This is a genomic window from Mammaliicoccus sp. Dog046, assembly GCF_034039665.1.
Classification (GTDB): Bacteria; Bacillota; Bacilli; order Staphylococcales; family Staphylococcaceae; genus Mammaliicoccus.
Genome location: NZ_CP120131.1, coordinates 39,166 through 63,918, shown reverse-complemented (window position 1 = coordinate 63,918; position 24,753 = coordinate 39,166). Strand labels below are relative to the sequence as shown.

Genomic DNA, 24,753 nt, shown 5'->3' with positions numbered 1-24,753 from the left:
CCCTTAAAATTTAAAAGAAAACTAAATTCAAATTTGAATATAGTTTTCTTTATTCTATATAAAGAGCCTATTTTTGTGCGCCTGTGTCTGGCATTTCTTTTGGCATATTCATTTCAAATTTAGATTTATTTTGCATAACGATTGCTTGACTTAAACCTTTAGCTGGCATAAACATATGCGCATATGCTTCTCTTACTTTCATTGTTGATGTTTTATAATCTCCTTTAGTGTAAGCATCAAATGAAGCTAACAACTGATTCACATGCATACCTAATCCTTCAGCTAACTCATCACTCTTTAATTGATTATCTGTAGCTTTAGATAGAAATGCGCCAAACTCTTTACTATAATTATCTAAGTTGCTTTTTGCTTCTTTTTTAGCGTCTTCGTCTTTATTTTTTGAAGCTTCTACGTAATCAACAAAATACCCAATATGCTCTGTCCACATTTTATCGAATTCCATACCGGCTTCTTTACCATACGCACCTTCTATTGCTTTTGATAAATCTTTTGTATTCATTTCTAACGCTTTTACTGATGCTTTATAATTTTGAGATCCATCATATCCATTTTGCATTGCATCAGCTGCTAAGATGGCATGTTCACTCATTAAATAATTTAAATCTGATCTTAAGTCGGCTGCTTTTGTTGTTGCACTTGTATGGTGATAATCTTCAGGAAATTGTTGTGTTATAGCATTTGATAATCCTTTACTAACCATATACATGTGATGAATGGATTCTCTTTCATATTTGTAAGCTTTGTCATAGTCCCCATTTACTGAGGCATCAAATGCGCTTACTAATTGATTCACGTGCATTTGTAAACCTTCTGATAAACCTTTCGCTTCTAATTTTTCATCTGTTGCTGATGCTAAAAATTGAGAGAAGTGCTCTCTATAATTATCTAAGTTCTTTAATGCTTCTTGTCGTGCATTTTCATCATGATCATTTGTAGCATTCACATAATCTACAAAGTATCCAATATGTTCTGCCCACATTTTCTCAAACTCTTTACCTGCTTCTTGGCCATATACATCACCGATAGCTTTAGATAAATCTTTTGTATTCATATTAAGTGATTTAACCGATGCATCAAAATCTTTAGACCCTTCTGCACCTTTTCTCATAGTATCTGTGGCTAAATACGCGTGTTCACTTAGCAACATATCTAAGTCACTTCTTAATTCAACTGCTTTACTATCTGTTTTTGTAACTGATTCATGTGACGCATCATGTGCTTGTGCAATTTGCGATACACTTGTTCCAGCTCCTAACAATGAAACCGATAATGACATGGCTAATACTTTCTGTGAAATATTCATCCAATCACTCCTTTGTTTTTTTGTTCATATGGTATACGCAATAAATAAAAAAAGAGATCACATTAATTAATGTAATCTCTAAAAATATCTAACCTTTTTCACCAGCCATAATAATATCACCTTCAGGAGCCTGATTATTTGGTGATGGTTCTAAAGTAATTGCTATTTTATCTTGCTTATCTAATTCGACATCACTTAAATCAAAGATAACTATTCCAGAATTTTTACTGGAAACAAAAGTACCTGCTCGATATGGCTTTTCTCCTTTAAGAATCCAAACTTGATATGCTTCATTGCCTTTCGTTTCTTGTAAATTTTGTGCTTGTACTACTAATTGTCTTTCTTTTTTATTTTTAGCTATAAACGCTTCGCCTTGAACTTGATCTTTTTCAGTAGATTTTAATTTTATTATTTGTGCACTGCTTTTATTGATTAAATGATGGTCTTTATTCTTACTTCCATGATCTTTTACATTAAACTGATATAAATTGCCTACTATAGATATTAATAATAATGCGGCCATACTAATGAGAGATACGTTTTTAATGATATTTCGCTTTGTATTTAAAGGTCTTTGCTGATTGTTTTCATTATATTCTTGAGCTGAAGTATCTTCATTATTTTCATCATTTAAAATATTATTCATTATTCTACTTTTCATATCTTTAGGAGGAACAATATTTTCAACATGATAAGGAAGAGATTCATTTAATATATTCAGTTCATCTAGTTCTTCTTGACAATTTTTACAAGTTTTTAAATGTTCTTCAAATTTTTGTTTTTCATCTTTACTTAATTGATCATTGAAATAATCATATAATTTTTCACATTCCATATTATTTCCTCTCTCCCTTCTTGTTTATTTTTAATTTGTGCTTTAAATGTTGAATAGATAATCTTAGCCTACTCTTTACAGTTCCTAAAGGTATTTCAAGCGTTTTCGATATTTCTTTATGATTGAAACCTTTAAAATAAAATAAATACACAATAGCTTGTTGCTTTGCGTCTAACTCATCTATAAATCCTTTAATCTGTTCAGCTTCTTCTTTAGTTATGAGTTCTGATTCAGGTACATTATCCGTCTTTATATTATCCCTTTCTTCATCATATTCATAAGACGTTGTTTTCCTCTTACGTATATAATCAATTGCTAAGTTTCGTGAAATCGTAATAAGCCATGTCGACATCTTACCTTTACTACTATCAAATTTAGCTTTTTGATTCCAAATTTTCATAAATACATCTTGAAGTACTTCTTCACTCGATTGCTTATCTTGAGTGATTTTATAAATAAAACTGTATAGCAGCGATTCGTAACGGTCATATAATGTTTCTAAGCTATCTGTATCTTTAGATACTATTTTATCGTATAATTCTATATCCGACTCTCGCATTGTTTTACCCCCCGACATTTACTATTATATGTGAGTAAATGTCCTATGCATAATTTCAACCATTCATTAATTTCGTATAAACTACTAATCTATTTGGTGTACTTCCTAGTGAAGCATTATAATCCCCTTCACAAGTAATCAAATTTAAATGTCTATTACTAGAATATCCAAATATTTTATCTACTGGTGCCTCTCTTAATTTATATAGTTTTTTATCATATACTTTAAATACTAATTTCTTATTGTTGCTATCACTAACCTCAACTTTATCACCTTTTTGAAGTTTATGAAGATTTGTAAATACACCTGGATTCACACCATCATCAACATGTCCCGCAATCACAGCATTACCAAGTTCACCAACTTTGAAACCATCTTTAAACCAACTAGGCGTATGGATATCTTTTGGTACTGCCATTTCATTCTTTTGATTAGTTCCAGTGTGATCTAATTGGTGATTTACATTTATTCTTTTAATGTTTATTTTCAAAGGTACGATACCTTTTTGATATGTTTCGAATGCCTTTGATTCTACAATTTGAACATTTTTCTCTTCGCTTGTTTTTTTATCTACATGAATCATTTGATTATGACATCCACTGAGTATTAAAACTGTCATTAATACCGTTATCATTTTACGCATAGCAATCACATCCTTTTATATATATACGTATATTTTTATGAATAAGATCACTCTATGTATCGATATCTAGACATACTTGGATTTTCTATTTATTTTTATAAGTTTATATTTTTCTAAAAAAGGTATATATACTTCATACGGTTAACATAAATAGGAGTGATATGATGGGTGGATCGGCTACACTTAACTAGACAACTTTTATAAGGAAGGTTAGTCTTAAATTAAGAAAGTAGGCGATTCTTTTTATGGAAAAAAAGAGAAGGACTTTCAGTCCTGAATTCAAACTTCAAATGGTTCAATTGTTCAAAAATGGAAAATCTCGTAAAGATATTATTCAAGAGTATACTTTAACACCATCAGCACTAGACAAATGGATTAAAGACTATGATAAAACTGGCTCATTTAAGCATCAAGATAATCTCAGTGAAGATGAAAAAGAATTAAAAAGGTTACGTAAAGAAAATAAGCAGTTAAGGATGGAAACAGATATTTTAAAGCAAGCAGCGCTGATAATGGGACGAAAATAAAAGTTATTAGGCAGAATAGCCATCAATATTCGGTATCAGCCATGTGTAAAGCCCTTAAAATATGCCGTAGTACTTATTACTATGAAGTAAATGTCGTGAGAAAAGCAGAAAAAGAAGCACAAGAACATATACTGACAGAAAGCATTATCAGTATATTTAATAAGAGTAGAAAATGTTATGGGTCTAGGAAGATTAGAGAAGTGTTAAAAACCAAAGGTTTAGTTGTTTCGAGAAGAAAAATCATTAAAATTATGAAGGTCAATGGGCTCATTTCATTATATAACAAAGCCCGATATAAACATAAAAAGCAAAATTACAATGAACAATTGATAGATAATAGGCTTAATAGAAAATTCAACAGAAAACATGTGATGGAAGTCATTGTAAGTGATTTAACTTATGTAAAAGTAGCGAATAAATGGCATTATATATGCTTATTTGTTGATCTGTTTAATCGAGAGATTATTGGCGTAAGTACTGGTAGACATAAAAATGCAGACCTTGTACTAAGGGCATTATCTAGTATTAAAGGTAATTTACATCGTGTATATATGTTTCATACAGATAGAGGAACAGAATTTGATAATGCGTGCATCGAAGATGCTTTAACAACGTTTGGTATACAGCGATCATTAAGTATAAAAGGATGTCCTTATGATAATGCGATAGCAGAATCAACGTTTAAAGCTGTCAAAACAGAATTTATATATCCGAATCGCTTCAGAACATTAGATGAACTAAATTTACAACTATCTGATTATATAAATTGGTTTAACCATCATAGAATTCATGGTTCACTGAACTATCAAACGCCAGTCAGTTATAAGTTAAGTACCACATAAAAATTGTCCAGTTTACTGTTGACATACCAATCTGAATTAAGTGGTAAAAGTGGTAAATTTAGAGACAGAACATTTATTTTTGTCATCAATCATAAAATAAAATTGAGGCATAAAAAAAGTCCCCCAATCTTTTTTCAACGATTGGGGGATAAGTGTTTCATCTATTTTGTACCGTATCAGCTTTACTTGCTTATCTTTTGTTATTTCTATGGAATCAATCAATATTTTCATTAAATGATTTTTAGCTTCTGGATCAGCTTTCTTAAGAGATGCACTAAATCTATTCATTAACATAATAAGGCGTACTTTTAAAACTTTATAGTTTATCGTTACGGGTTGATTAACTTGTTGGTTATGAGCTGCTTTTATCTTTTCTTCTATAGTTGCTAGCTGTGCATTGAGTTCCTTTTGTTTTTCACTAAGTAATGTACTATCCATTTGATCGTCCAAAAATAATTCTAAGAGTCTTTCTTGTTGTGTTTTTATTTTATGTTTTTGTCTCTTTAAAGTGTCTATATCGTCTACTGCTTCAATAGGGTTCATTTGCTTATGTTTAATATTCTCAATAACATCTTCACAAATCTTTCCCACAACTTCAGGCTGAGATAAGATGATATTAAGATGCTTATGAATAACTGCCTCGACCACCTCAGCTTTTATAGAGTTACTATGACAAGCAGCACTACCTGAGCGATTAAATAAAGAACAAATGTAATAACGCTTGATTGTACGTTCTTTTGATTTTTTCGTATTGTAATAAGTTCGTCTGCACACCATATTATTACCGCATTCCGGACACTTAATAAGTCCGCGAAGATAAAAATCTCCACCAATTGGACGCCCTGGTTTAAAGCTTTTAGATACTAATTTTTCATGTACCTGATCAAATATTTCTTCACTTATAATTGCTTCATGTTTACCTTTTACCAAAATCACTTCGTTTTCCCCACTTTTACCACTTCGTCTTTTAGCGGACAATTCTGGTAATTATTAAATCTTACGAATTGATATACCGTCAAGTTGGCAATGGGTCCGATTAAAGGATATTTCATATAATATAAAGTATGGTTATACTGCTTCAGCTCAACCCACAGGTTCTGTCAAGCTATTGAGGATTACAGATATACAAAATAGCAATGTAAATTGGACTCAAGTCCCCTATTGCTCTATTGAAGAAAAAGATGTAGAAAAATATTTATTGAAAAACAAGGATATATTAATTGCAAGAACAGGAGGTACAGTAGGCAAGAGTTATATTGTTACTAATATAAAAGAAAAATCTGTATTTGCTTCCTATTTAATTAAAATAACTTTACATCGAAAAATTTCTATAGATTTTATCAATTTTTATTTAAATTCACCTTTATATTGGAAACAACTTAATAATAACTCTCGTGGAACTGGTCAACCAAATGTTAATGCCACTAAACTTTCAAATTTAATTCTTCCTCTACCACCCTATGAAGAACAAATTAGAATAGTTGACAAAGTTAATTCATTAATTAAAAAATTTGAAGTTGAAATCCAGAATGTATAACATAAACATTCTGGATTTCTAATTTATATATGGTATTTAAAAAAACCGCATCATTTGTGATACGCTTCCCCTTATTAGTTAATTTGCTAAAATTAAAATAATTCTTATCATTAAATATTTAAACATCCTTCATTGTACTTTTATGCATCTTTAAAATCCTCTTCCTACTATTAATAAAGAACTAATTTGAAAAATTGAGCCTACATTCTTTTTTTATGATATATTCGAACTATACGTTTAAACAATATTGTCCATTATGCACATTTTAATTATACATAAACACTTTTTCGATATTTATACACATTAGGTCACACTTATAGTAGGAGTAAACATGAAACAAGAACTTAAAATTGAAAATCAATTTATACAAATATTAAGTAAAAAAGAAAATCAATGGCGTTATAGAGAAGATATTAAAACAGAGTCTGATTTATGGAATAATTTCAGATTACATTTGAATCGTATAAATCTATCTATATTAAAAGATAAACCTATCACAGATAATGAATTTAAAAATATTAAAGTAGAATTTCGTAGATTAACTGCGTCTCCATTTTTAGCTTCACAATGGTTGCGTGGTGAAAATGGCATTGCTCAAATTACTTTAGAACGAGACAGTGGTAAAAAAATAACATTAGAAGTTTTTAGTAATAAAGATATTGCTGGCGGAAATTCGTCATATGAAGTAGTTAACCAAATTGTTCCTGATACAGAACGTAAATCACGTGGAGACGTTACACTATTAATTAATGGTATACCAGTCATTCACATAGAATTAAAAAGTGAAACAGCTAAAGATGGTTTTATACAAGCTTTTCATCAAATCCAACGATATGACGAAAATGGTTTTTTTAATGGGATTTATGCTGCAATTCAATTATTCGTGGTTTCAAATAAAGTGGATACTCGCTATTTTGCTCGTCCTAGTCACAATACACCTGAAGCTTATAAACGCACAGAAAAATTCTTGTTTAATTGGCGTACAGAAGATAATGTTCCTGTACCAAATTTATTTGATTTCACGCGTTTAGTATTGCGTATTCCTAATGCTCACGAACTCATTAGTCAATTTTCTATTTTAGTAGATGACAATAAGAGTCAAAAATTTCTAATGGTGTTACGCCCATATCAAATACATGCAATACGAAAAATTCGCGAAAATGCTGCGAAGCATGAAGGTGGGTTTATTTGGCATGCAACTGGTTCAGGTAAGACTATAACAAGTTTCATTGCTACTAAATTGTTAGCTCAAAATTTAATCGGTGTAGATCGCACTGTTATGATAGTGGACAGAACTGATTTAGATGAACAAACGACAGGAGAATTTACAAAATTCGCTTCTGAATTCCATACGGGTCAAAGCATTGGAGATGCACCTAATAACACGCTTATTGTAGGTATTAAAAATCAAAGACAACTCACGAAAAGTTTACTTTCGAAAAAAAGTAATAATACTATTTTAGTTTCAACAATACAAAAACTATCAGCAGCGATGCGATCAGCTCAAGAAGAAAGTAATTTAAAAGGTATAAATCGTTTTGAAAAATTACGTGGTGAACATATTGTTTTTATCGTTGATGAAGCACATCGTGCGGTGAGTGATGAAGAAATGCGCCGTATTAAAAAGATACTTCCTAATTCAACTTGGTTTGGTTTAACGGGTACACCTATTTTTGAAGAAAATCAAAAACAAGAAAATGGGACATACGCACGAACAACAGACCAACAATATGGTCCTTTATTACATGCTTATACCACTAAAAATGCAATGGATGATAAAGCTGTTCTTGGCTTTCAAGTGGAATATCACTCATTACTAACAAATGACGAGCAAGCTGAGATTGTCTCTCGACTTAATAATAAAAATGTCCCTGAAGATTTATTGCAACAGGAAAAATTATTGAAGACGGAAATATATGAAAATGACGACCATATCCGTGCTATGTTACATAAAATCTTCAATCGTCGTAGCATAATCAAAAAGTTTAATGTCCAAAATGGTTACCCTACTATGGCAGCTATTTTGACAACCCATTCAATCAAGCAGGCAAAGCGCATTTACTATATGTTACAAGAAATGAAAGAAAACGGCACACTCTTTACAGGTCGACCATATGATGAACGCCATCAATTAATTGATTCCGAATTCCCGAGAGTAGCTATTACATTTTCTACAAATCCTGATCAACAAGATATCAATACTTCAGATGATGAGCTATCAAAAATTATGGAGGAATATAGTCAATTATTTAATAGTACGCCCTATACAGATGAAAAACTCTATAATAAAAATATTAATAAACGATTAGAACGTAAAGAAAGACAATATCAAAAGAATGGAGAGTGGCTTGATTTAGTCATTGTAGTAGATCGATTACTAACAGGCTTTGACTCTCCTACTATTCAAACACTATATATTGATCGTGAAATGAAATATCAAAAGCTTCTACAAGCTTTTTCTCGTACGAATCGTATTTATCCTGGAAAAGATTACGGTATGGTTGTAACATTCCGAAAGCCTATTTTAATGAAAGAAAATGTAGCAAAGACATTTGAGTTATTCTCAAATGAAAAGCAAAATTTCAAAGATTTAATCCCAAAAGAATATACAGAAGTACGTTCAGAATTTGACGACTTAGTAAACAACTATCAACAAGCAGAGGCTGAATTAGAAGAAAACCCTAATGATTTAAAGGCTATGATAAATCAAGTTAGAGCCTTTCAACAATTAGAAAAGAATTTTAAAGCACTCAAAAGTTACGATGATTTTGAGGAAGACGCAGAATCATTAGAACACATAACGGACGAAATACCCACATATAAAGGAAAAGTAGAAAATTTACGTGCAGCTATTAAATCACAAGTTGTTGAAGATGGTAACAAAGAAATAGAACAATTATTAGAAGACATCGAATTTTCATCAAATTTAAATGCAAGTCATGAAGATACTGTAGATAGTTTTTATATCAATCAATTATTGAAAGATATTCAAAACAATAATCCAGATGCGATAGACAAATTTGATAAAGAAATTAAACGTAAAGATCCTCAAATACAATCTATGTATAATGACTTAAGAAAAGAACTACTAGAGAAAAGCGACGATATTGACGCTGTTGACCTTAAAATTCAAAAAATACAAAGTAAAATTCATGAATTAACACAAGAAAAGTCTAGTGAGTATGGCTTGTCTTATGAGACTTTAATATCTGCTCTAAATGAATATCAAAGTGATAAAAAAGATATTCCCTATTTACCACAATTGTTAGATACAATGGAGATAACTAAAGAAGATTTTGAATATAAAACAGGCGAAAAATATCGCCGTCGTACAAAGGTAATAGAACAATTATTAACTGATTTATTTGATACTATTCAAACATGGAAAGAGGAATTATGATGGCAACAACACTTAAACAACAACTATGGGCATCTGCGGATATTTTACGCGGTAAAATGGATGCGAGTGAATATAAGAACTATTTACTTGGACTAATTTTCTATAAATATCTTTCAGATGCTGAACTACGTGAAGTATATGAACAAGAAAACGGACAAACGACTACATATCCAAATCGAGAAGTTCAATATAATATATTATCGGAATGGTATGAAGAAGATAGTAAAGATTTAAAAGAAATCATTCAATTACAAAAAGGATACTTTATTGAACCAGATAAATTATTTTATAGTTTACGTAAAAAATCAGATAGCTACGATTTAAAGTTAGCAGATTTACAGGCAGCTTTTACAACGTTGGAACAACAAGGAGAACTTTTCAGTGGTTTATTTGCGGATATTGACCTTGAGTCTACAAAATTGGGGTCTACTAGACAACAACGTAATGTAACAATTACGGAAGTCTTACGTGCCTTAGATGAAATTGATTTATTTGAACATGGTGGCGACGTCATTGGTGATGCTTATGAATATTTGATTAGTTTATTTGCGGCTAGTGCAGGTAAAAAAGCTGGAGAATTCTATACACCACAAGCAGTGTCACATATCATTTCAGAAATTACAGCCATTGGTCAAGAAGATCGAGTACCATTCCATATTTATGATCCGACAATGGGTTCAGGTTCCTTAATGTTAAATATACGCCAATTTATAAAAAACCCTAAACAAATACACTATCACGGACAAGAATTAAACACGACAACATTTAACTTAGCACGACAGAACCTAATTCTGCACGGTGTAGATAAAGACAGAATGCGTCTTAAAAATGGAGATACTTTGGATTCGGATTGGCCAACAGAAGAACCCCATCAATTTGATTCTGTTGTAATGAATCCACCCTATTCAGCTAAGTGGTCAGCATCAGACAAGTTTTTATCAGATGCTCGTTTTGAACGCTTCGGTCGATTAGCACCTAAATCAAAAGCCGATTTCGCCTTTCTTTTACATGGTTTTTACCATTTAAAAGATACAGGTACAATGGGAATTGTGTTACCTCATGGGGTCCTTTTCAGAGGTGGTGCTGAAGGCGTTATCCGTAAAACATTATTAGAATCAGGTTCGATAGATGCTGTTATAGGATTACCAGCTAATATCTTCTACGGCACAAGCATACCGACAACAGTTATTATACTTAAAAAGAACAGAAGTAATCGTGATGTATTATTTATAGATGCATCTCAAGAATTCGAGAAAAGGAAAAATCAAAACTTCTTGTTAGAAGAACATATCGAAAAAATCATTTCAGCATATAAGCAACGTCAAGATATTGAAAAATATTCATATGTAGCAAGTTTAGAAGAAATTGAAGAAAATGACTATAACCTTAATATTCCAAGATATGTCGATACTTTTGAAGAAGAAGAATCTATTGATTTAGAACAAGTTCAAATAGAACTAAATCAAATAGATAGTGAAATCGTCGATGTTGAAAAAGAAATTAATAGTTACCTGAAAGAATTAGGAGTGTTAAAACATGACTAATGATACTAAGAACGTACCTGAGTTGAGATTTCCAGGGTTTAGTGGAGAATGGGAAATAAAAGAATTGGGAGATAGAGTTAAGTTTTATTCTGGTTTAACCTATACTCCAAATGATGTGAGCAAAAATGGAACTCTAGTGTTAAGGTCATCTAATATTTTTAATAACCATATTATTAATGCTGATAACGTGTATGTTAATTCTGATAAGGCAACTTCGACATACGTAGAGTATGGAGATGTAGTAGTAGTAGTAAGAAATGGTTCAAGGAATCTTATAGGTAAACATGCTGTTGTTAAAAAAGAAGAAACTAACGCTGTAATAGGTGCTTTTATGACTGGAATTCGATACGAATTTGGCTCATTTATTAATGCATTACTTAGTACTCAAAATTTTCAAAAAGAAATACATAAAAATCTAGGTGCTACTATTAATCAAATTACAACAGGAATATTCAAAAAAATGCCTTTTTCTTTTCCTAAAAAACAAGAAGAACAAAAAATCGGTGAATTTTTCAGCAAACTCGACCGACAAATTGAATTGGAAGAACAAAAATTAGAGAAGTTAGAAGCACAGAAAAAGGGATATATGCAACAAATATTCTCGCATCAACTTATTTTTAAAGATAAAAATGGAGCAACCTACCCAGAATGGAAAACTTTAAAAATAAAAGATATAGCTGAAATATTACGTGGTTTAACGTATAAACCCGAAGATATACGTGTGGCAGGAATTAGAGTTTTAAGATCTTCTAATATAATAAAAGATAAGTTTCATACTTATAAGGACGATATATTTGTAGATAAAAGTGTTGTGAAGATTCCTTTAGTTAATAAAGGCGATATATTAATAACTGCAGCAAATGGTAGTCCAAAATTAGTTGGGAAACATGCGATAATTGAAAAATTAGATGATGAAAGTGTTGCTGGTGGATTCATGTATATTCTAAGAAGTGATAATTCAAAATTCATTCAAATATGGATGAGTACAATGGAGTATAAAAGAATCATTTCCAGAGTACAAGGTGGAAATGGATCAATAGGTAATTTATCTAGAAATGATTTAGAAAATGGTTATATTACATTACCTTGTGATGAAGAACAAAATAAAATTGGCAATTTCTTTAATAAATTCGATGAACTGATTGAAAAACAAAATCAAAAAATTGATGGATTGAAAGAACGTAAAAAAGGATTTTTACAGAAGATGTTTGTGTAGTTCTGATAACGACCTATTATGTAAACTAATCTGGAAAACCAAAATATGTCAGTCATCTATAAAAAAAACAATCATAATGCGGTTAGAGAAACGTTTCTCTAACCGCATTTATTAGTATCCTCGTTCAATTAATTTTTGTTTTTCCTTCTCAAGTTCAGGAATATCTTCTTCATCTGGTAATGCATCTATATAATCTAGTCCTAGATGATTTAATGCTGTTTCTAAATCAACATCCTCACTTTCCATGTATCTCCAAACTTTCAAACTAGTATATTCATCATAAGCCTCATTGTAATGGTAATTACCAACAATCATTTTATCACCCTTCGTCATATAATTAAGCTTATTCTAAACTAAAGGTCAATATTGGTCAACGTTTTATTCTTAATTAATTTTCCATCATCATACACTATAAATGAGTTAGTCACTGAACCTTTCTTATATATAATTTTCAGCTAATTATAATTAAAGTAAAATAAATGTATCACCTATGCATTATTAAAAAACTCTATTTGAGTACTTTACAATTTGATGAGGACTGGTAATTCGTCTTTTAAGATAACTCAAAGTATCTATCTTTAATCATTTGCAGTGAAACGATGTTGATTTGTTTTGTTTCCATATTGACCTCAATATATTTGCTATGATTTCAAACTCCATTTTTGACGTGCCTTAGGATTGAGTGGATGCATAATTTCATTCGTTTCTGGGTTGATGAGTTGTTTCACTTTCTTTTTATGCAGTTTCAACATCTCTAAAATTTCATTTACACGTGCTTCAACAACTGGCTTCTTAGCATAGGCGCCCCAAGCTAATATCACTTCGTCAGATTCTTTCACAGCTTTCATAATTTGAATCTCTGTATGCTTATCATAGGCATTTTCTAGATGTTTTAGGTTGATTGGTGTCGTTATATTAGAGTATAGATTCATAAAATTAATTGAACCAAATGCATCCATTTCTGAAACTTTGTTCATAATCAGTTGTGTTGTTAAGTCTATGTTGAGTACGCCATCATAATGTGGATACATAGTAATGATTGTGATAACTTGTTTATCTTTATCCCATGTCTTTTTAAGTAGATAGCGATGCTGTTGGTCATCACTGAAAATAGCTTCAGTTTCTAATGTGTTCTTTATTGTCTGCATGTTTGTTTCCTCCTAGTTAGTATTCATCCGGTAATAACATGACATAATAAGAAAGGTCTACATCATCTTCTCGTATGACGTAGACCTTATTGATATCGATAGCTTTTGAATAATTAGCTTTATGAATTTTGACATACTCAGGACGTTCTTGTTTGTGCTTGATATATAATTGATTATTGTGCATGTTGAACTGGAAGATATGAAAATAATCTATTTCTTCTAGTTCCTTGGACTGTTCGTTTTCACGTTGTGCTACAAGTTTCCATAACTGTTGCTGTAACGCTTCTGGTAAGTTAGAGGCAATACCTCTGGTAATATAACGTTCCATCATGATTGCTCCTTTTCTATATCTTTCATCATTGATATCACTTCGGTAATTACAGTGATACTTATTTCTGCGATATAAATCCATTTATTCATTATTATAATTCTCCTTTTCAAGTAAGTTTCTTTGATCTAGTAGTGGCATAACTGTGTTATGAAGATATAAGAAGTCCATATCGTTTTTTTCATCTATATAACCAATCGCAATGAGTTGTTTCTGATAGTAGAGGATAAAGGGGTATATATGTCTTTCATGAAGTGTGTCAGAATAGTAAGTATACGTATGAAGTATTTTGTTGGTAAGTGGACCAAGTCTGACATATTGATCTGGTAGTATATTGTCAGAGACTTCATCAATCGCTTCACATTCCCATTCTTCATTTTTGGGTAGGCTAAATAAATGTGTAATATAATGCTTGAGTTGTTTTTCTAGTGTCATAGTAATGACCTCCTGTATTATTGTTTGAATATATTTATACATATTCATGGATATAATATATATTTGATTTTTCGTTATACTCGCTATATCCTATCCAATCTGATTTAAGTGGTAAAAGTGGTAAATTTAGAGACGTAACATTTATTTTTATCATCAATCACAAAATGAAATTGAGGCATAAAAAAAGTCCCCCAATCTTTTTTCAAAGATTGAGGGATAAGTGTTTCGTCTATTTTGTACCGTATCAGTTTTACTTGCTTATCTTTTGTTATTTCTATGGAGTCAATCAACATTTTCATTAGCTGATTTTTAGCTTCTGGGTCTGCTTTCTTGAGAGATGCACTAAACCTATTCATCAACATAATAAGACGTACTTTTAAAACTTTGTAGTTCATCGTTACGGGTTGATTAACTTTTTGGTTATTTGCTGTTTTTATCTTTTCTTCTATAGTTACAAGCTGTGCATTGAGTTCCTTTTGTTTTTCACTAAGTAATGTACTATCCATTTGATCATCCAAAAATAATTCTAAGAGTCTTTCTTGTTGTGTTTTTATTTTATGCTTTTGTCTCTTTAAAGTGTCTATATCGTCTACTGCTTCAATAGGGGCCATTTGCTTATGCTTAATATTCTCAATAACATCTTCACAAATCTTTCCCACAACTTCAGGCTGAGATAAGATGATATTAAGGTGCTTATGAATAACTGCCTCGACCACCTCAGCTTTTATAGAGTTGCTATGACAAGCAGCACTTCCTGAGCGATTAAATAAAGAACAAATGTAATAACGCTTGATTGTACGTTCTTTTGATTTTTTCGTATTGTAATAAGTTCGTCTGCACACCATATTATTACCGCATTCTGGACACTTAATAAGTCCGCGAAGATAAAAGTCTCCACCAATAGGGCGTCCGGGTTTAAAGCTTTTAGATACTAATTTTTCGTGTACCTTATCAAACATTTCTTCACTTATAATTGCTTCATGTTTACCTTTCACCAAAATCACGTCATTTTCTCCACTTTTACCACTTCGTCTTTTAGCGGACCAATTTTGATAATTATTAAATCTTACAAATCCTTTATAAACTGGATTATTTAGAATGTATTTGACCCCAAATACTGAGAATGGTTTATGATTAATGGTACGATATCCTCTTTGGTTTAGTATTGTTGTAATGGCTTTAAGTCCTTTATTATGCTTCAAATATAAATTAAAAATTTCTTTCACAATATTCGCTTCATGCTCATCTATAACCAAGTCATTTTTTTGTGTCACTGGATTAAGAGATAACTTATAACCTAAAACACGTCCTGTAATGGCCTCTCCTTGCCTTGCTTTAGCATTCATTGACATCTTCACATTTGATATCAGTGTTTGTCTTTCTATAGAACCAATCAAGCCAAACATAGTCACTAATATCTCACCTGAGTATTCTGATGTATCTATATTCTCAGATATCGATTTATACCCAACACCATGTTCTTTAAAATCGTGAATAATATTAAATACATCACGCATTGACCGTGAAATACGATTGAGTTTCCAACTTAGTACCATTTCAATTTTGTTCGCTTTTACATCGTCTAATAATTGCTTCATTGCTGGACGGTCTTGAATATTTTTACCAGATATACCCGAGTCTGTGTATGTTTGATATTCATAACCTGGGAAATGTTTAAGTACTTCTTTAATCAATACTTGTTCTTGTTCATGAATCGAATAACCACGCTCAGATTGTTCTGACGTACTTACCCTAGAGTATAATGCTATTTTCTTATTCATAGTTTATGTCTCCTTTTTTATTATGTTACTCTATAGACCTTAGGTCTTCATAACATCACATTGATAATATATATTTATATTTACCTTAGTTTTTGTCACTTTTACCACTTTAAAATATGTGCACTATAGGCTCTTGCCTATAGTGCTTATTTTTCTTACTTCTCTTTAATAATCCGTTCTTCGAGGATAGGTGTCATAATTTCTACAATCGCTTCAATTTGTTGCTCATTCATTTTAAAAATCCCTCCTCATCTTGTGGCCACGTATTTTCATCCGTATATTGAAATTCACTTTCTGTTACGTTAAATTCTGGTGATTTACGCTCTAATGATTCATTTTTATCATTATTAGAATCATTATTCCAAGCTAAATCAGTCCAATATTCATAACCGTCTCTTGATATAATTTGGCTATTTAGATTATGCATTACAAGTTCCTTAATAAATTGACTACTTAAACTCATTTCCTGCTTTATAACATTATTTAATTTCGAAACTTTTACACGAGACCCTTTATTATGACTTGTAAGATTTCTTATTAGCCTAATACAGTCTTTTTGTTTATTGATACTTACTGTTTTAGATGCTATAAAGTAATAGCCAAAATTTAACCAATCATGTGTAATATTTGTAACTCGCTCATTTTCAAGCTTTTCGGTATCATTACTTAAGATTTGCTTGTAGACATACATTAGGTATAAAAATATGTCTTTCTTCTCAATCTGAAGCTTGTCATTCAATTTGGAATCAGCCTTCTGCACATAGAAATCGCAAGGTATAACTGCTATTCGACGTTCTAGTGCTTTAGCATGCTCAGCAGGAAAGTTTAGTACAGCATTCGTATTAAAGATAAGTTTTAAATCCAAAGTAACTTCGACTTGTGTCTGTCCTTTACGATCAACATGAATAGGCTCAACTGAAAGTAATTTTTTAAAATCATTAACTACTCTTTCATTAATTCTAGCTTCTCCAATTTCATCACTTGCCATTAAACGTTTACCAATCAAACTCTCTTTGTCGAATCGTCCACCTAATTCATTAAGCGTTTTTGATAGGACATCATTGCTATAAAAGAATGACTTTAATAATTTAATATATACTGATTTCCCATTGTTAGCTGTTCCATATAAAATAAGCCCTCGACGAAGTTTTGCATCCGCTGTAAGTAGCACAGACGTATGTTGGATTAGAAAACTTTTCAAATCTTCATCATGATTTGCTAAATCAAACATGTACTGATTAAAGCTTACAGGTATAGTATCACTAATAGAATCGCTTAGATCTAAATCCAAATTCAATCGTGTTTTAGGAAAAACTTCTATATTATTTTTAACTACTTTATAATCGCTTAGATCGAACATGTTCGGACCACAACCAATATATTGCTCATTCACAGAAAGATTCTCAATATCTGATGATTTTTGTAAGCCCTCAACTACATTTCTCAATACGCTTTGTGAAGGTCTAAAGTCGACTAAAAGTACTTGTACCATTTTAGATACCAAATCTTGCAATTTATCGTCACTTACTTTTTGCCAACCTTTATCGGTAAAAATAAATAGTTCAGAATCGAATCGTTTGATATGAAAAACGTTCATCATCATGTCAATTAATATTGTGTCATTCGGTTTTTTCTGAATTCTATAGTAACTATATATATTAGCTCGGTAGTCCTTATTTTTAGGAATGTTAAGGTGTAATTGATCAATAAACTCGTTATACACCATTTCTGATAATTCAACTTCTTCAAGTTCATTGTCATTGGCGATACTATTAGTTAGGAGAGCAATCAGACCTTCACGGTCGATTGCCTCCTTTGCCTCACTTAATAATTTCATTAACATTTGTAAAATATGGCTCATTTTAATATTCCCCCAAACTCATTTAATGGTGCTATGTCTTCTACGTAATAGCTTTCTCTATATTCACCTACAAGGATTAAATGTTGTTGGTCAATGTAAGGCTCATAATTGATGTGATTAACGCTATAATTACTATGTCGTTTCAGCCACTCAGATATTGATAATTGCTTATCTGTAGCAACTATCGAAATATTTCGTTTCACATGAAACGTTTGTTTTTCCAACTCAACTTCATATATGAATCGATGTTTAATTTCGCCTGAAAAATCTGTCTCAATTACAGAACGCAATGTAGCAACATATATATGACCTGCTCTTAGTGTTGTTTTTTGTGGGATTTGTAAACTTTGACCTCTGTCATTATTCATTGTCTCTACCTCCAATTTCCTCTATGGTTGCTTTAGCAAAGCTATCCTTAAATAGTCCATTTGCCGTTTGTACCATGAGATTAGCTACTGATTGAGCAACTTCCTCTGTATAACACTCAATCATAATTGCATCGTGAATAGGCAACATAATTCTAAATGACTCATTCATGCATTGCTTTATATAAACTTCTTTTAAAACATGTTTAAATACATAGCTTGCGACATTTTGTACATATTGACCCATCACTTTTTTATCATTTAAGTGACTAACATCATTTTCTATTCCATAAGGCATAATCAACTTCTTGCTTGTTATCACTTGGTTACTTAGAAGCATATAATTACTGAATTTCTTTATTAAGTTATGCCACTCTACTTCAGGTACTTCCTCACTCAATTTAAAATTGTGATAGTTACCTCCGAATAAGAATGATCCGATAAAACATACTTTTACAGCATTCCTATAATCAGAGGATAAGTTTAGACCTTTCAATAAACGCTCATATAAACCATCATCACTCTTCAAGTATGCTATTAAAGTCTTATCATCCGACATGTAAGCTGCTACCGAAGGTTCAAATGCACTGAAATCAATCATATATACACGCTTAAATTGAGACGGTATAATGCATGCCTTAATTTCACTAGGAAGCCCTTGAATATTATATGAAGCTGTCGTTATGCGATGTGTAACACCGCCAATCAGATTCAATTTAGTTTTAAGCTTGTTACCTTCCAATGAATTTGAAAGCTTTTCTAGCAATCTTTCAATTCGATAGCGATTACTTTCATTTTTTGATCTATCTATTAGCAACTTGCCAGTTCTTCTTAGTTTATCGATATCAAAGTCTATCCCAACTTGTTCTATATCATCGACTAGTGGCAACAACTCGTTGTGTAAATCATTATACTGATTTAGTAATTTTTCACTTTCATCATCAAGCTGTTGAATCTTTCTGTTGTAATTGATTAACAACCCATTTTTCATTTCATTTACTTCACTCTGATCTGAATAACCAGATATCAACCATTTCTCAGTTTTGTTAAACTCAATTTCATATGCTAGTCTTTCTAACATCTGTCATCACTCCTATTATTAATTTAATATAATAGTCGATTGGCCAATCAACACTTTAAGTATGTCACCATTCTCTTAATAAATAATGACATCAGAAATTTTTATTTTTTTTCTGATAAAAAAACCAATACACGTAATTGTGTATTGGTTAATATAGTCTATTCTTTGATTTGATTTTGCGTTTTTATGTGATACTTGTATAGGTCTTCTCTAAGTTTCATACTCGTTATTGCTTCTATAGCTTGTTCAACTAATAAATTATTCCCTTTATAAGAGTTCGCATTTATTAGTTGATTTGCAACATTTTCATCCATTAACTTATGATGTATATCATAATTATCTTTATACTTATCGAAATAAGAGTTAAGTTGCTTTATCACTTTATCTAATAGTGATAATAACGGTATGAATTCACTATCTCTTTCGATTTTATGTTCTTTAGAAAACTGATACAAAGGGTTAGCCTTAAAATAAATATCTTTTAGTTCACTTATATTGTTATTATCGGCTAGACTAGTATTGGTCAAAAATTTGGATTCATTGTACTCTGAAATTGATAAATATTCTGATAAGATATAAAAAGCTAAATCCTCTATAGATTTTATTGTTTCTCGATACAGTAAATTTACTTTTTCTTTTATATTCTTCATTTCACCAGCTGTTTTTAATTCATATTTTAATCTTTCACTATACAATAAATTTTCATAATATTCTCTACTCTTAAGTTGATTATAGTCATTACTATTTCCTTTAACTTTAGTGTCCTCATCGTATTTTAGTGACTTATCATTTTCTACTGGCTTTTCTTCAATCTCTGTTTTAATGTGTTTTTTATCTTTTATCATTTTTGTTATTTCATCGTCTTTTTTTCTATATATACTTTTTGGAATATTCAATATATTTTTAACCATGATATCATTTATAGTAGCTTCCGCTTTAGCATACTTATTAATAGCGTGATATTTATATACAAGATATTCTTCTTTATTATTTTTCGAAACAATTTTAGTTTTCTTAATATTATCGAGAAATTTAACCCTTTCATATGTCTCAATAAAACTCATTTTAGATGGTCTATTAGCTATGTCTTCATTATTTTCATCATTAGCACTAAAGAAAGCTTTTTGTATATATTTATAATACTCAGAAACAAAATCAAGATATTCAATGGAATATGTATGTGAAGCTTCATTGAAAGCTTTATATTCAATGTCATAATTAGTTTTTTCTATATCATAATCCACTAAAACTTCATCTATTTTTTGAGCCAATCTACTATACAGTAGATTGGCTTCGTAGTAGTTTACCTCATCTACTTTATTAAAAAATTTCGATAGCTGAGCTTGAAGTTTTGGTTGATTTCGATTAGTAAGTTCTTCTATATATTTATATGTATCATCATTAGTAAGATTCTTTTTTAGTTCATTATTGGGTAGTAAACTAATTTTTTCAACTTGATTATTTGTATATTTTAAGAACTCATTATTAGATAGATCATTATAGACTTTATTAATTGATTTTTCATCATTTCGCTTTTTAGGTGTATTAGGAAACGGATAATCTACAACTGATGTAACTAGAAAATCTAAGATGTCGTTTTCATACCTAGTCAAATCAAATTGAGCTTTTTCTTCACCATTACTGTTTCTAAACATATTAGGATCAAATGTATATGTATTTTTTAGTTTTAATATCCGCTGGGTCATTTCATCACGTTTATAACCATATTTCCCTTCAATGTTTTTACCTTTATAAATCGTTTTCTTTTGACTTGTTTGGCTTAATTTAAATTGGAAACTTGTTTGACTTATGTCTTGTCCAAAGTAGATATATGGAATTTCGACTTTAACATGTTTTAAGCTTAAATTTAGGTCTTTAATAACTTTATTAATTGTAATACCTTTAGACACATTCTTATTAACGATATTCTGTAACTCGATTTCACTAAATAAGAGTGAATCTATTACATTATTGTTTTTTCCTCCTTTATTTCCAGTAATTTGTTTAGAAAGCGCATCTAATCCATTTGATTCAAATTCAAGGATATAGTTATTATTTTTCTTCTTAATGTACATATGTTTTATTATAATGGGTTCGTTCTTCAAAAATTTATGTATGTTTGGATCCATAAACACTTTTCTAAAGTATTTATCGATATATATATGAATATTTTCTAAATGACTAATTTGGTATCGTTTTACTTTATCTATAAAGTCGTTACCTAAATTTTTTGACTCTAAATTTATAAAATACCTATTTGATAAACTATATAATCTATCAAACTTGTCACCAACAGCAAGTGAATAAATTGGATCAATCTTTTTTGTGATAGCTTCATGAATTTCTTCTTTTGATAAATCTATTTCTGAATAATTCAAAGCTTTATATTGTAGTAACTCATCCATTGAAAATTTATAAAGATTATAAAGTATACTCAATTCCTTTTTTAATTTTATCTTTGATTCTAAATCCAATATTAACACGCCCTTTTAGTTTAATTTTGATAGTTAATTAACCATAAATACTATGACAATTTTAAAATTACACTTCTTCTAAAGCACCTTATTTTTTAGTTTTATTTGTGATAAGCTTCCCCTCGCATTATTTTAAATGCGCGGTAGATTTGTTCCATTAAGACGACTTTCATCATTTGATGTGGGAAGGTCATTTTGCTGAAGGATAGGGCATAGTTGCTGCGTTGCAATACTTTGCTGTGTAATCCGTTTGATCCGCCAATGATGAATGTGATGTGTGAATTACCTCGTGTCATGAGTTGATCGATTTCTTTACTTAATCCTTCACTTGTTAACATCTTCCCTTGTATTTCCAGGGTAATAACGTGGCTGTCTTGTTTAATTTTCGACATGATTCGATCTGCTTCTTTTTCTTTCACGATTTCTATATCTTTCTCACTCATATTATCCGGTGCTTTTTCATCAGGAACTTCGATTAACTCTGTCTTCGTATAGGCACCGAGTCTCTTATTATATTCGTCTACGGCTTGCTTCCAGTACTTCTCTTTAAGTTTACCGACTGTTATGATTGTTATCTTCATTTTTATCCACCTTTATTCATTTAATCAAAAGTTATCCACAACTTATTAACTTATGCACAGTTTTATTTATTATTATATCAAGATTTCGTCTTTTTTGTATATTAATCGTGGATGAATTTGTTTATTTTTATACATTTAGCATTGATTTATCCACTGAAATTTATACAATGTGGACAATTATGTGGATAACTATGTATTTTATGCACATTTTGTGGACAGTAGTGGATAACTGTGGGTATATCTGTTCATAACTCTACAAGTTATCCCCAAATCTTAACATTGCATTAATAAAGGCTAATCTCAAATACTAATTTATTCGTTTTTTTCATTTCGCTTCTCTTTTGCATAACTATAATTCCCTAGATACTTCGTCACTTCACCGTTTTGAATCCAATATGTTTGTTCAAAGAATTTATCAAGGAAAAATCGATCGTGTGATACGGCTATAATTGTGCCTTCAAATTTACTTAGCGCATCTTCAAGCATTTCTTTCGATTCAATGTCTAAGTGATTCGTTGGTTCATCCAGGATTAAGACGTTAAAGTTATTAGACATAATTTGCGCCCATCTCAGCCTCATTTTTTCGCCACCGCTTAAATCCTTCACTTTCTTAAACACATCGTAACCATAAAATAAATAACCTGCTAAATGATTACGTGCTTCTCCTTCTGTTACAGATGCATATGCCCGATAGGCTTCTATAACGGTATCTGTTTCTTTATTAAAATGATGTTGAGATAAATATCCCACTTTGATGTTGGGTGCTACTATAAGTTCCCCTTCATCTGGTTCTACTTCACCTATAAACATTTTAAGGATTGTACTTTTTCCTGTTCCATTCGCGCCGATAATCGCTACTCTTTCATTTCGACGTATTTTCATATTTAGATTTTCAAACAATACTTCATCATACATCTTAGCGATATCAACGAGCGTATAGATGTCTTTTGATGATTTATCAACAGCTTTCATATCCAAAGTCATTTTTTTAGCATCTATTATTGGTTTTCTTTTAACCTCAATACGCGCAAGTGCTTTCTCCATACTTTTAGCACGACGATGCATGGACGCATTAGGCGGAACAGCTTGATTGGCCCAGATTTTTAATTGTTTTATCTGTGCTTTCATTTTTTGAATTTTTTTCTGTTGATCTTTATATTCATTGTATTCTCGTAAAATGCGTTCTACTTTCTCTTGAACAAAATAACTGTAATTTCCGTGGTATACATGTAGTTGTTGTTGATCTATTTCAATTATCTTTGATACTGTCTCATCTAAAAAGTACCGATCGTGAGAAATAATCATTATCGCACCACGATAATTTTTAATAAATTTTGTTAACCATTCAATACTATCAATGTCCAAATGATTCGTTGGCTCATCAAGTAGCAACAATTCTGGCATTTGGAGAAGCAACATCGCCAGACCTATCTTCGTTCTTTCTCCTCCTGATAATTGGGACCATTCTCTCATAGAAAGTTGATCTATTTTAAGACCATGCATGACAAAGTTAATTTGACTTTCTTTTTCATAACCGCCTAATTTTTCATATCGTTCTTGCAAATTTGCATACTGATTTAATAACTTTTCAATATTAGCAGAGTCATTTGTCATACTCTCTTCTAATTCATTCATTCTTATCTCGATTTGCTTAAGTTCAGTAAATACACTCTCCAGACAATCCATCACTATCATATTACCTGGGAAATCAGGGATTTGACTGAGTATCCCTACTTTTTTCTCTTTCGACAAACTTATATGACCATGATTCGGATGCTCTTCTCCAGTTATCAATTTAAATAAGGTTGTCTTACCTTCACCATTACGGCCAATAAGACCGATTCTATCATTTTCATTTACTTCAAATTTGATATTTTCAAACAAGACATCACCAGTAAAAGATTTCGTCACTTGTGCAACATTTAATATATTCATTTTTCAATTCTCCTCTATGTTTCTAGAGGAAAGATTTGCGTTAGTATTCCCCTAGAAGTTGAAATTTTTATAAAAGGACAGACTCCACCAATTTAAAATTTCAATCGCAAATTTTCCGCGTACAACATGAATAAAACGTAGACGCTTCGCAACTTCTAAGAACAATACCAACACCTCCGATCAATAATATTACATTTATTATAGTATAGTTATCAGTAAATTGAAATAAAACCCTATAAAATCTGGATATTGGAATGAGGTAAGGAAGTGAGGAAAGATATAGTGCGATTGACACCGAATCGCACTATATCTCATCTCCTAATCCAACATATCTTAA

The 24,753-nt window shown here is 30.9% G+C and carries 20 protein-coding genes and 1 pseudogene; 5 read left to right on the top strand and 16 right to left on the bottom strand.

From position 1 onward, the window contains the following. Positions 1-67 precede the first annotated feature (67 nt). The 4 genes from P3U32_RS00280 to P3U32_RS00265 all read right to left on the bottom strand — a co-directional run bounded on the left by P3U32_RS00280 (position 68) and on the right by P3U32_RS00265 (position 3,361). Positions 68-1,324, bottom strand: a complete 1,257-nt coding sequence (locus tag P3U32_RS00280; RefSeq protein ID WP_323703630.1) for a copper amine oxidase — start codon at positions 1,322-1,324, stop codon at positions 68-70. Positions 1,325-1,412: 88 nt separating this feature from the next. Continuing rightward, on the bottom strand, positions 1,413-2,159 hold the full coding sequence (locus P3U32_RS00275) for an anti-sigma factor (RefSeq protein WP_323703629.1): 747 nt from the start codon (positions 2,157-2,159) through the stop codon (positions 1,413-1,415). Position 2,160: 1 nt separating this feature from the next. Further along, a complete protein-coding gene (locus tag P3U32_RS00270) occupies positions 2,161-2,718 on the bottom strand; it encodes an RNA polymerase sigma factor (protein WP_323703627.1) in 558 nt (185 codons plus the stop codon). Positions 2,719-2,773: 55 nt separating this feature from the next. Beyond that, positions 2,774-3,361 (bottom strand): class F sortase, encoded by a 588-nt coding sequence (locus P3U32_RS00265; protein ID WP_323703626.1) that lies wholly within the window; start codon positions 3,359-3,361, stop codon positions 2,774-2,776. A 245-nt stretch (positions 3,362-3,606) separates the two neighbouring features. Here P3U32_RS00265 and P3U32_RS00260 point away from each other — a divergent pair. Beyond that, a protein-coding gene (locus P3U32_RS00260; RefSeq protein WP_323703624.1) for an IS3 family transposase occupies positions 3,607-4,730 on the top strand; the annotation gives its coding sequence in 2 pieces (ribosomal slippage) (positions 3,607-3,886 and positions 3,886-4,730; 1,125 coding nt in all). 36 nt (positions 4,731-4,766) lie between these two features. Here the strand turns inward: P3U32_RS00260 and P3U32_RS00255 are convergent. Then, positions 4,767-5,812: pseudogene (locus P3U32_RS00255) on the bottom strand (recombinase zinc beta ribbon domain-containing protein); the annotation flags it as partial. On the opposite strand from P3U32_RS00255, the gene P3U32_RS00250 reads away from it, so the two are divergent. From P3U32_RS00250 to P3U32_RS00235, 4 genes are all read left to right on the top strand, one after another. Continuing rightward, complete coding sequence (locus P3U32_RS00250; RefSeq protein WP_323704820.1) at positions 5,725-6,267, top strand: restriction endonuclease subunit S; 543 nt, start codon at positions 5,725-5,727, stop codon at positions 6,265-6,267. The pseudogene P3U32_RS00255 and the gene P3U32_RS00250 overlap by 88 nt on opposite strands. Before the next feature lie 331 nt (positions 6,268-6,598). Beyond that, complete coding sequence (locus P3U32_RS00245; RefSeq protein ID WP_323703623.1) at positions 6,599-9,667, top strand: type I restriction endonuclease subunit R; 3,069 nt, start codon at positions 6,599-6,601, stop codon at positions 9,665-9,667. Continuing rightward, positions 9,667-11,211: a type I restriction-modification system subunit M gene (locus tag P3U32_RS00240; protein ID WP_323703622.1), complete on the top strand. Its 1,545-nt coding sequence runs from the start codon at positions 9,667-9,669 to the stop codon at positions 11,209-11,211. The genes P3U32_RS00245 and P3U32_RS00240 overlap by 1 nt, the downstream gene beginning before the upstream one ends. Then, a complete protein-coding gene (locus P3U32_RS00235; RefSeq protein ID WP_323703620.1) occupies positions 11,204-12,427 on the top strand; it encodes a restriction endonuclease subunit S in 1,224 nt (407 codons plus the stop codon). Before P3U32_RS00240 ends, P3U32_RS00235 begins: the two co-directional genes overlap by 8 nt. Positions 12,428-12,538: 111 nt before the next feature. On the opposite strand, the gene P3U32_RS00230 is transcribed toward P3U32_RS00235, so the two are convergent. From P3U32_RS00230 to abc-f, 11 genes are all read right to left on the bottom strand, one after another. Further along, the gene (locus tag P3U32_RS00230) at positions 12,539-12,742 is read right to left on the bottom strand and encodes a hypothetical protein (RefSeq protein ID WP_323703619.1); all 204 of its coding nucleotides are present in this window, start codon (positions 12,740-12,742) and stop codon (positions 12,539-12,541) included. Between the two features lie 326 nt (positions 12,743-13,068). Next, positions 13,069-13,575 carry a DUF1643 domain-containing protein gene (locus tag P3U32_RS00225; RefSeq protein WP_323703618.1) on the bottom strand — a complete coding sequence of 169 codons (507 nt, stop codon included), beginning with the start codon at positions 13,573-13,575 and terminating at the stop codon, positions 13,069-13,071. Between the two features lie 16 nt (positions 13,576-13,591). Continuing rightward, positions 13,592-13,903 carry a DUF960 family protein gene (locus tag P3U32_RS00220; protein ID WP_323704819.1) on the bottom strand — a complete coding sequence of 104 codons (312 nt, stop codon included), beginning with the start codon at positions 13,901-13,903 and terminating at the stop codon, positions 13,592-13,594. Between the two features lie 84 nt (positions 13,904-13,987). After that, positions 13,988-14,338: an SAUGI family uracil-DNA glycosylase inhibitor gene (locus P3U32_RS00215; protein ID WP_323703617.1), complete on the bottom strand. Its 351-nt coding sequence runs from the start codon at positions 14,336-14,338 to the stop codon at positions 13,988-13,990. Positions 14,339-14,442: 104 nt separating this feature from the next. Next, the gene (ccrC, locus tag P3U32_RS00210) at positions 14,443-16,119 is read right to left on the bottom strand and encodes a cassette chromosome recombinase CcrC (protein ID WP_323703616.1); all 1,677 of its coding nucleotides are present in this window, start codon (positions 16,117-16,119) and stop codon (positions 14,443-14,445) included. A gap of 229 nt (positions 16,120-16,348) precedes the next feature. Beyond that, complete coding sequence (locus tag P3U32_RS00205) at positions 16,349-17,980, bottom strand: DUF5906 domain-containing protein (RefSeq protein WP_323703614.1); 1,632 nt, start codon at positions 17,978-17,980, stop codon at positions 16,349-16,351. Continuing rightward, positions 17,977-18,348 (bottom strand): hypothetical protein, encoded by a 372-nt coding sequence (locus P3U32_RS00200; RefSeq protein ID WP_323703612.1) that lies wholly within the window; start codon positions 18,346-18,348, stop codon positions 17,977-17,979. The genes P3U32_RS00205 and P3U32_RS00200 overlap by 4 nt, the downstream gene beginning before the upstream one ends. After that, a complete protein-coding gene (locus tag P3U32_RS00195) occupies positions 18,341-19,426 on the bottom strand; it encodes a DNA polymerase family A protein (RefSeq protein ID WP_323703610.1) in 1,086 nt (361 codons plus the stop codon). Before P3U32_RS00195 ends, P3U32_RS00200 begins: the two co-directional genes overlap by 8 nt. Positions 19,427-19,584: 158 nt before the next feature. Continuing rightward, positions 19,585-21,900 carry an HAD family hydrolase gene (locus P3U32_RS00190; protein WP_323703609.1) on the bottom strand — a complete coding sequence of 772 codons (2,316 nt, stop codon included), beginning with the start codon at positions 21,898-21,900 and terminating at the stop codon, positions 19,585-19,587. A gap of 101 nt (positions 21,901-22,001) precedes the next feature. Further along, the gene (gene rlmH, locus P3U32_RS00185; protein WP_323703607.1) at positions 22,002-22,481 is read right to left on the bottom strand and encodes a 23S rRNA (pseudouridine(1915)-N(3))-methyltransferase RlmH; all 480 of its coding nucleotides are present in this window, start codon (positions 22,479-22,481) and stop codon (positions 22,002-22,004) included. A 312-nt stretch (positions 22,482-22,793) separates the two neighbouring features. After that, the gene (gene abc-f / locus P3U32_RS00180) at positions 22,794-24,416 is read right to left on the bottom strand and encodes a ribosomal protection-like ABC-F family protein (RefSeq protein WP_323703605.1); all 1,623 of its coding nucleotides are present in this window, start codon (positions 24,414-24,416) and stop codon (positions 22,794-22,796) included. Between the last annotated feature and the right edge of the window lie 337 nt (positions 24,417-24,753).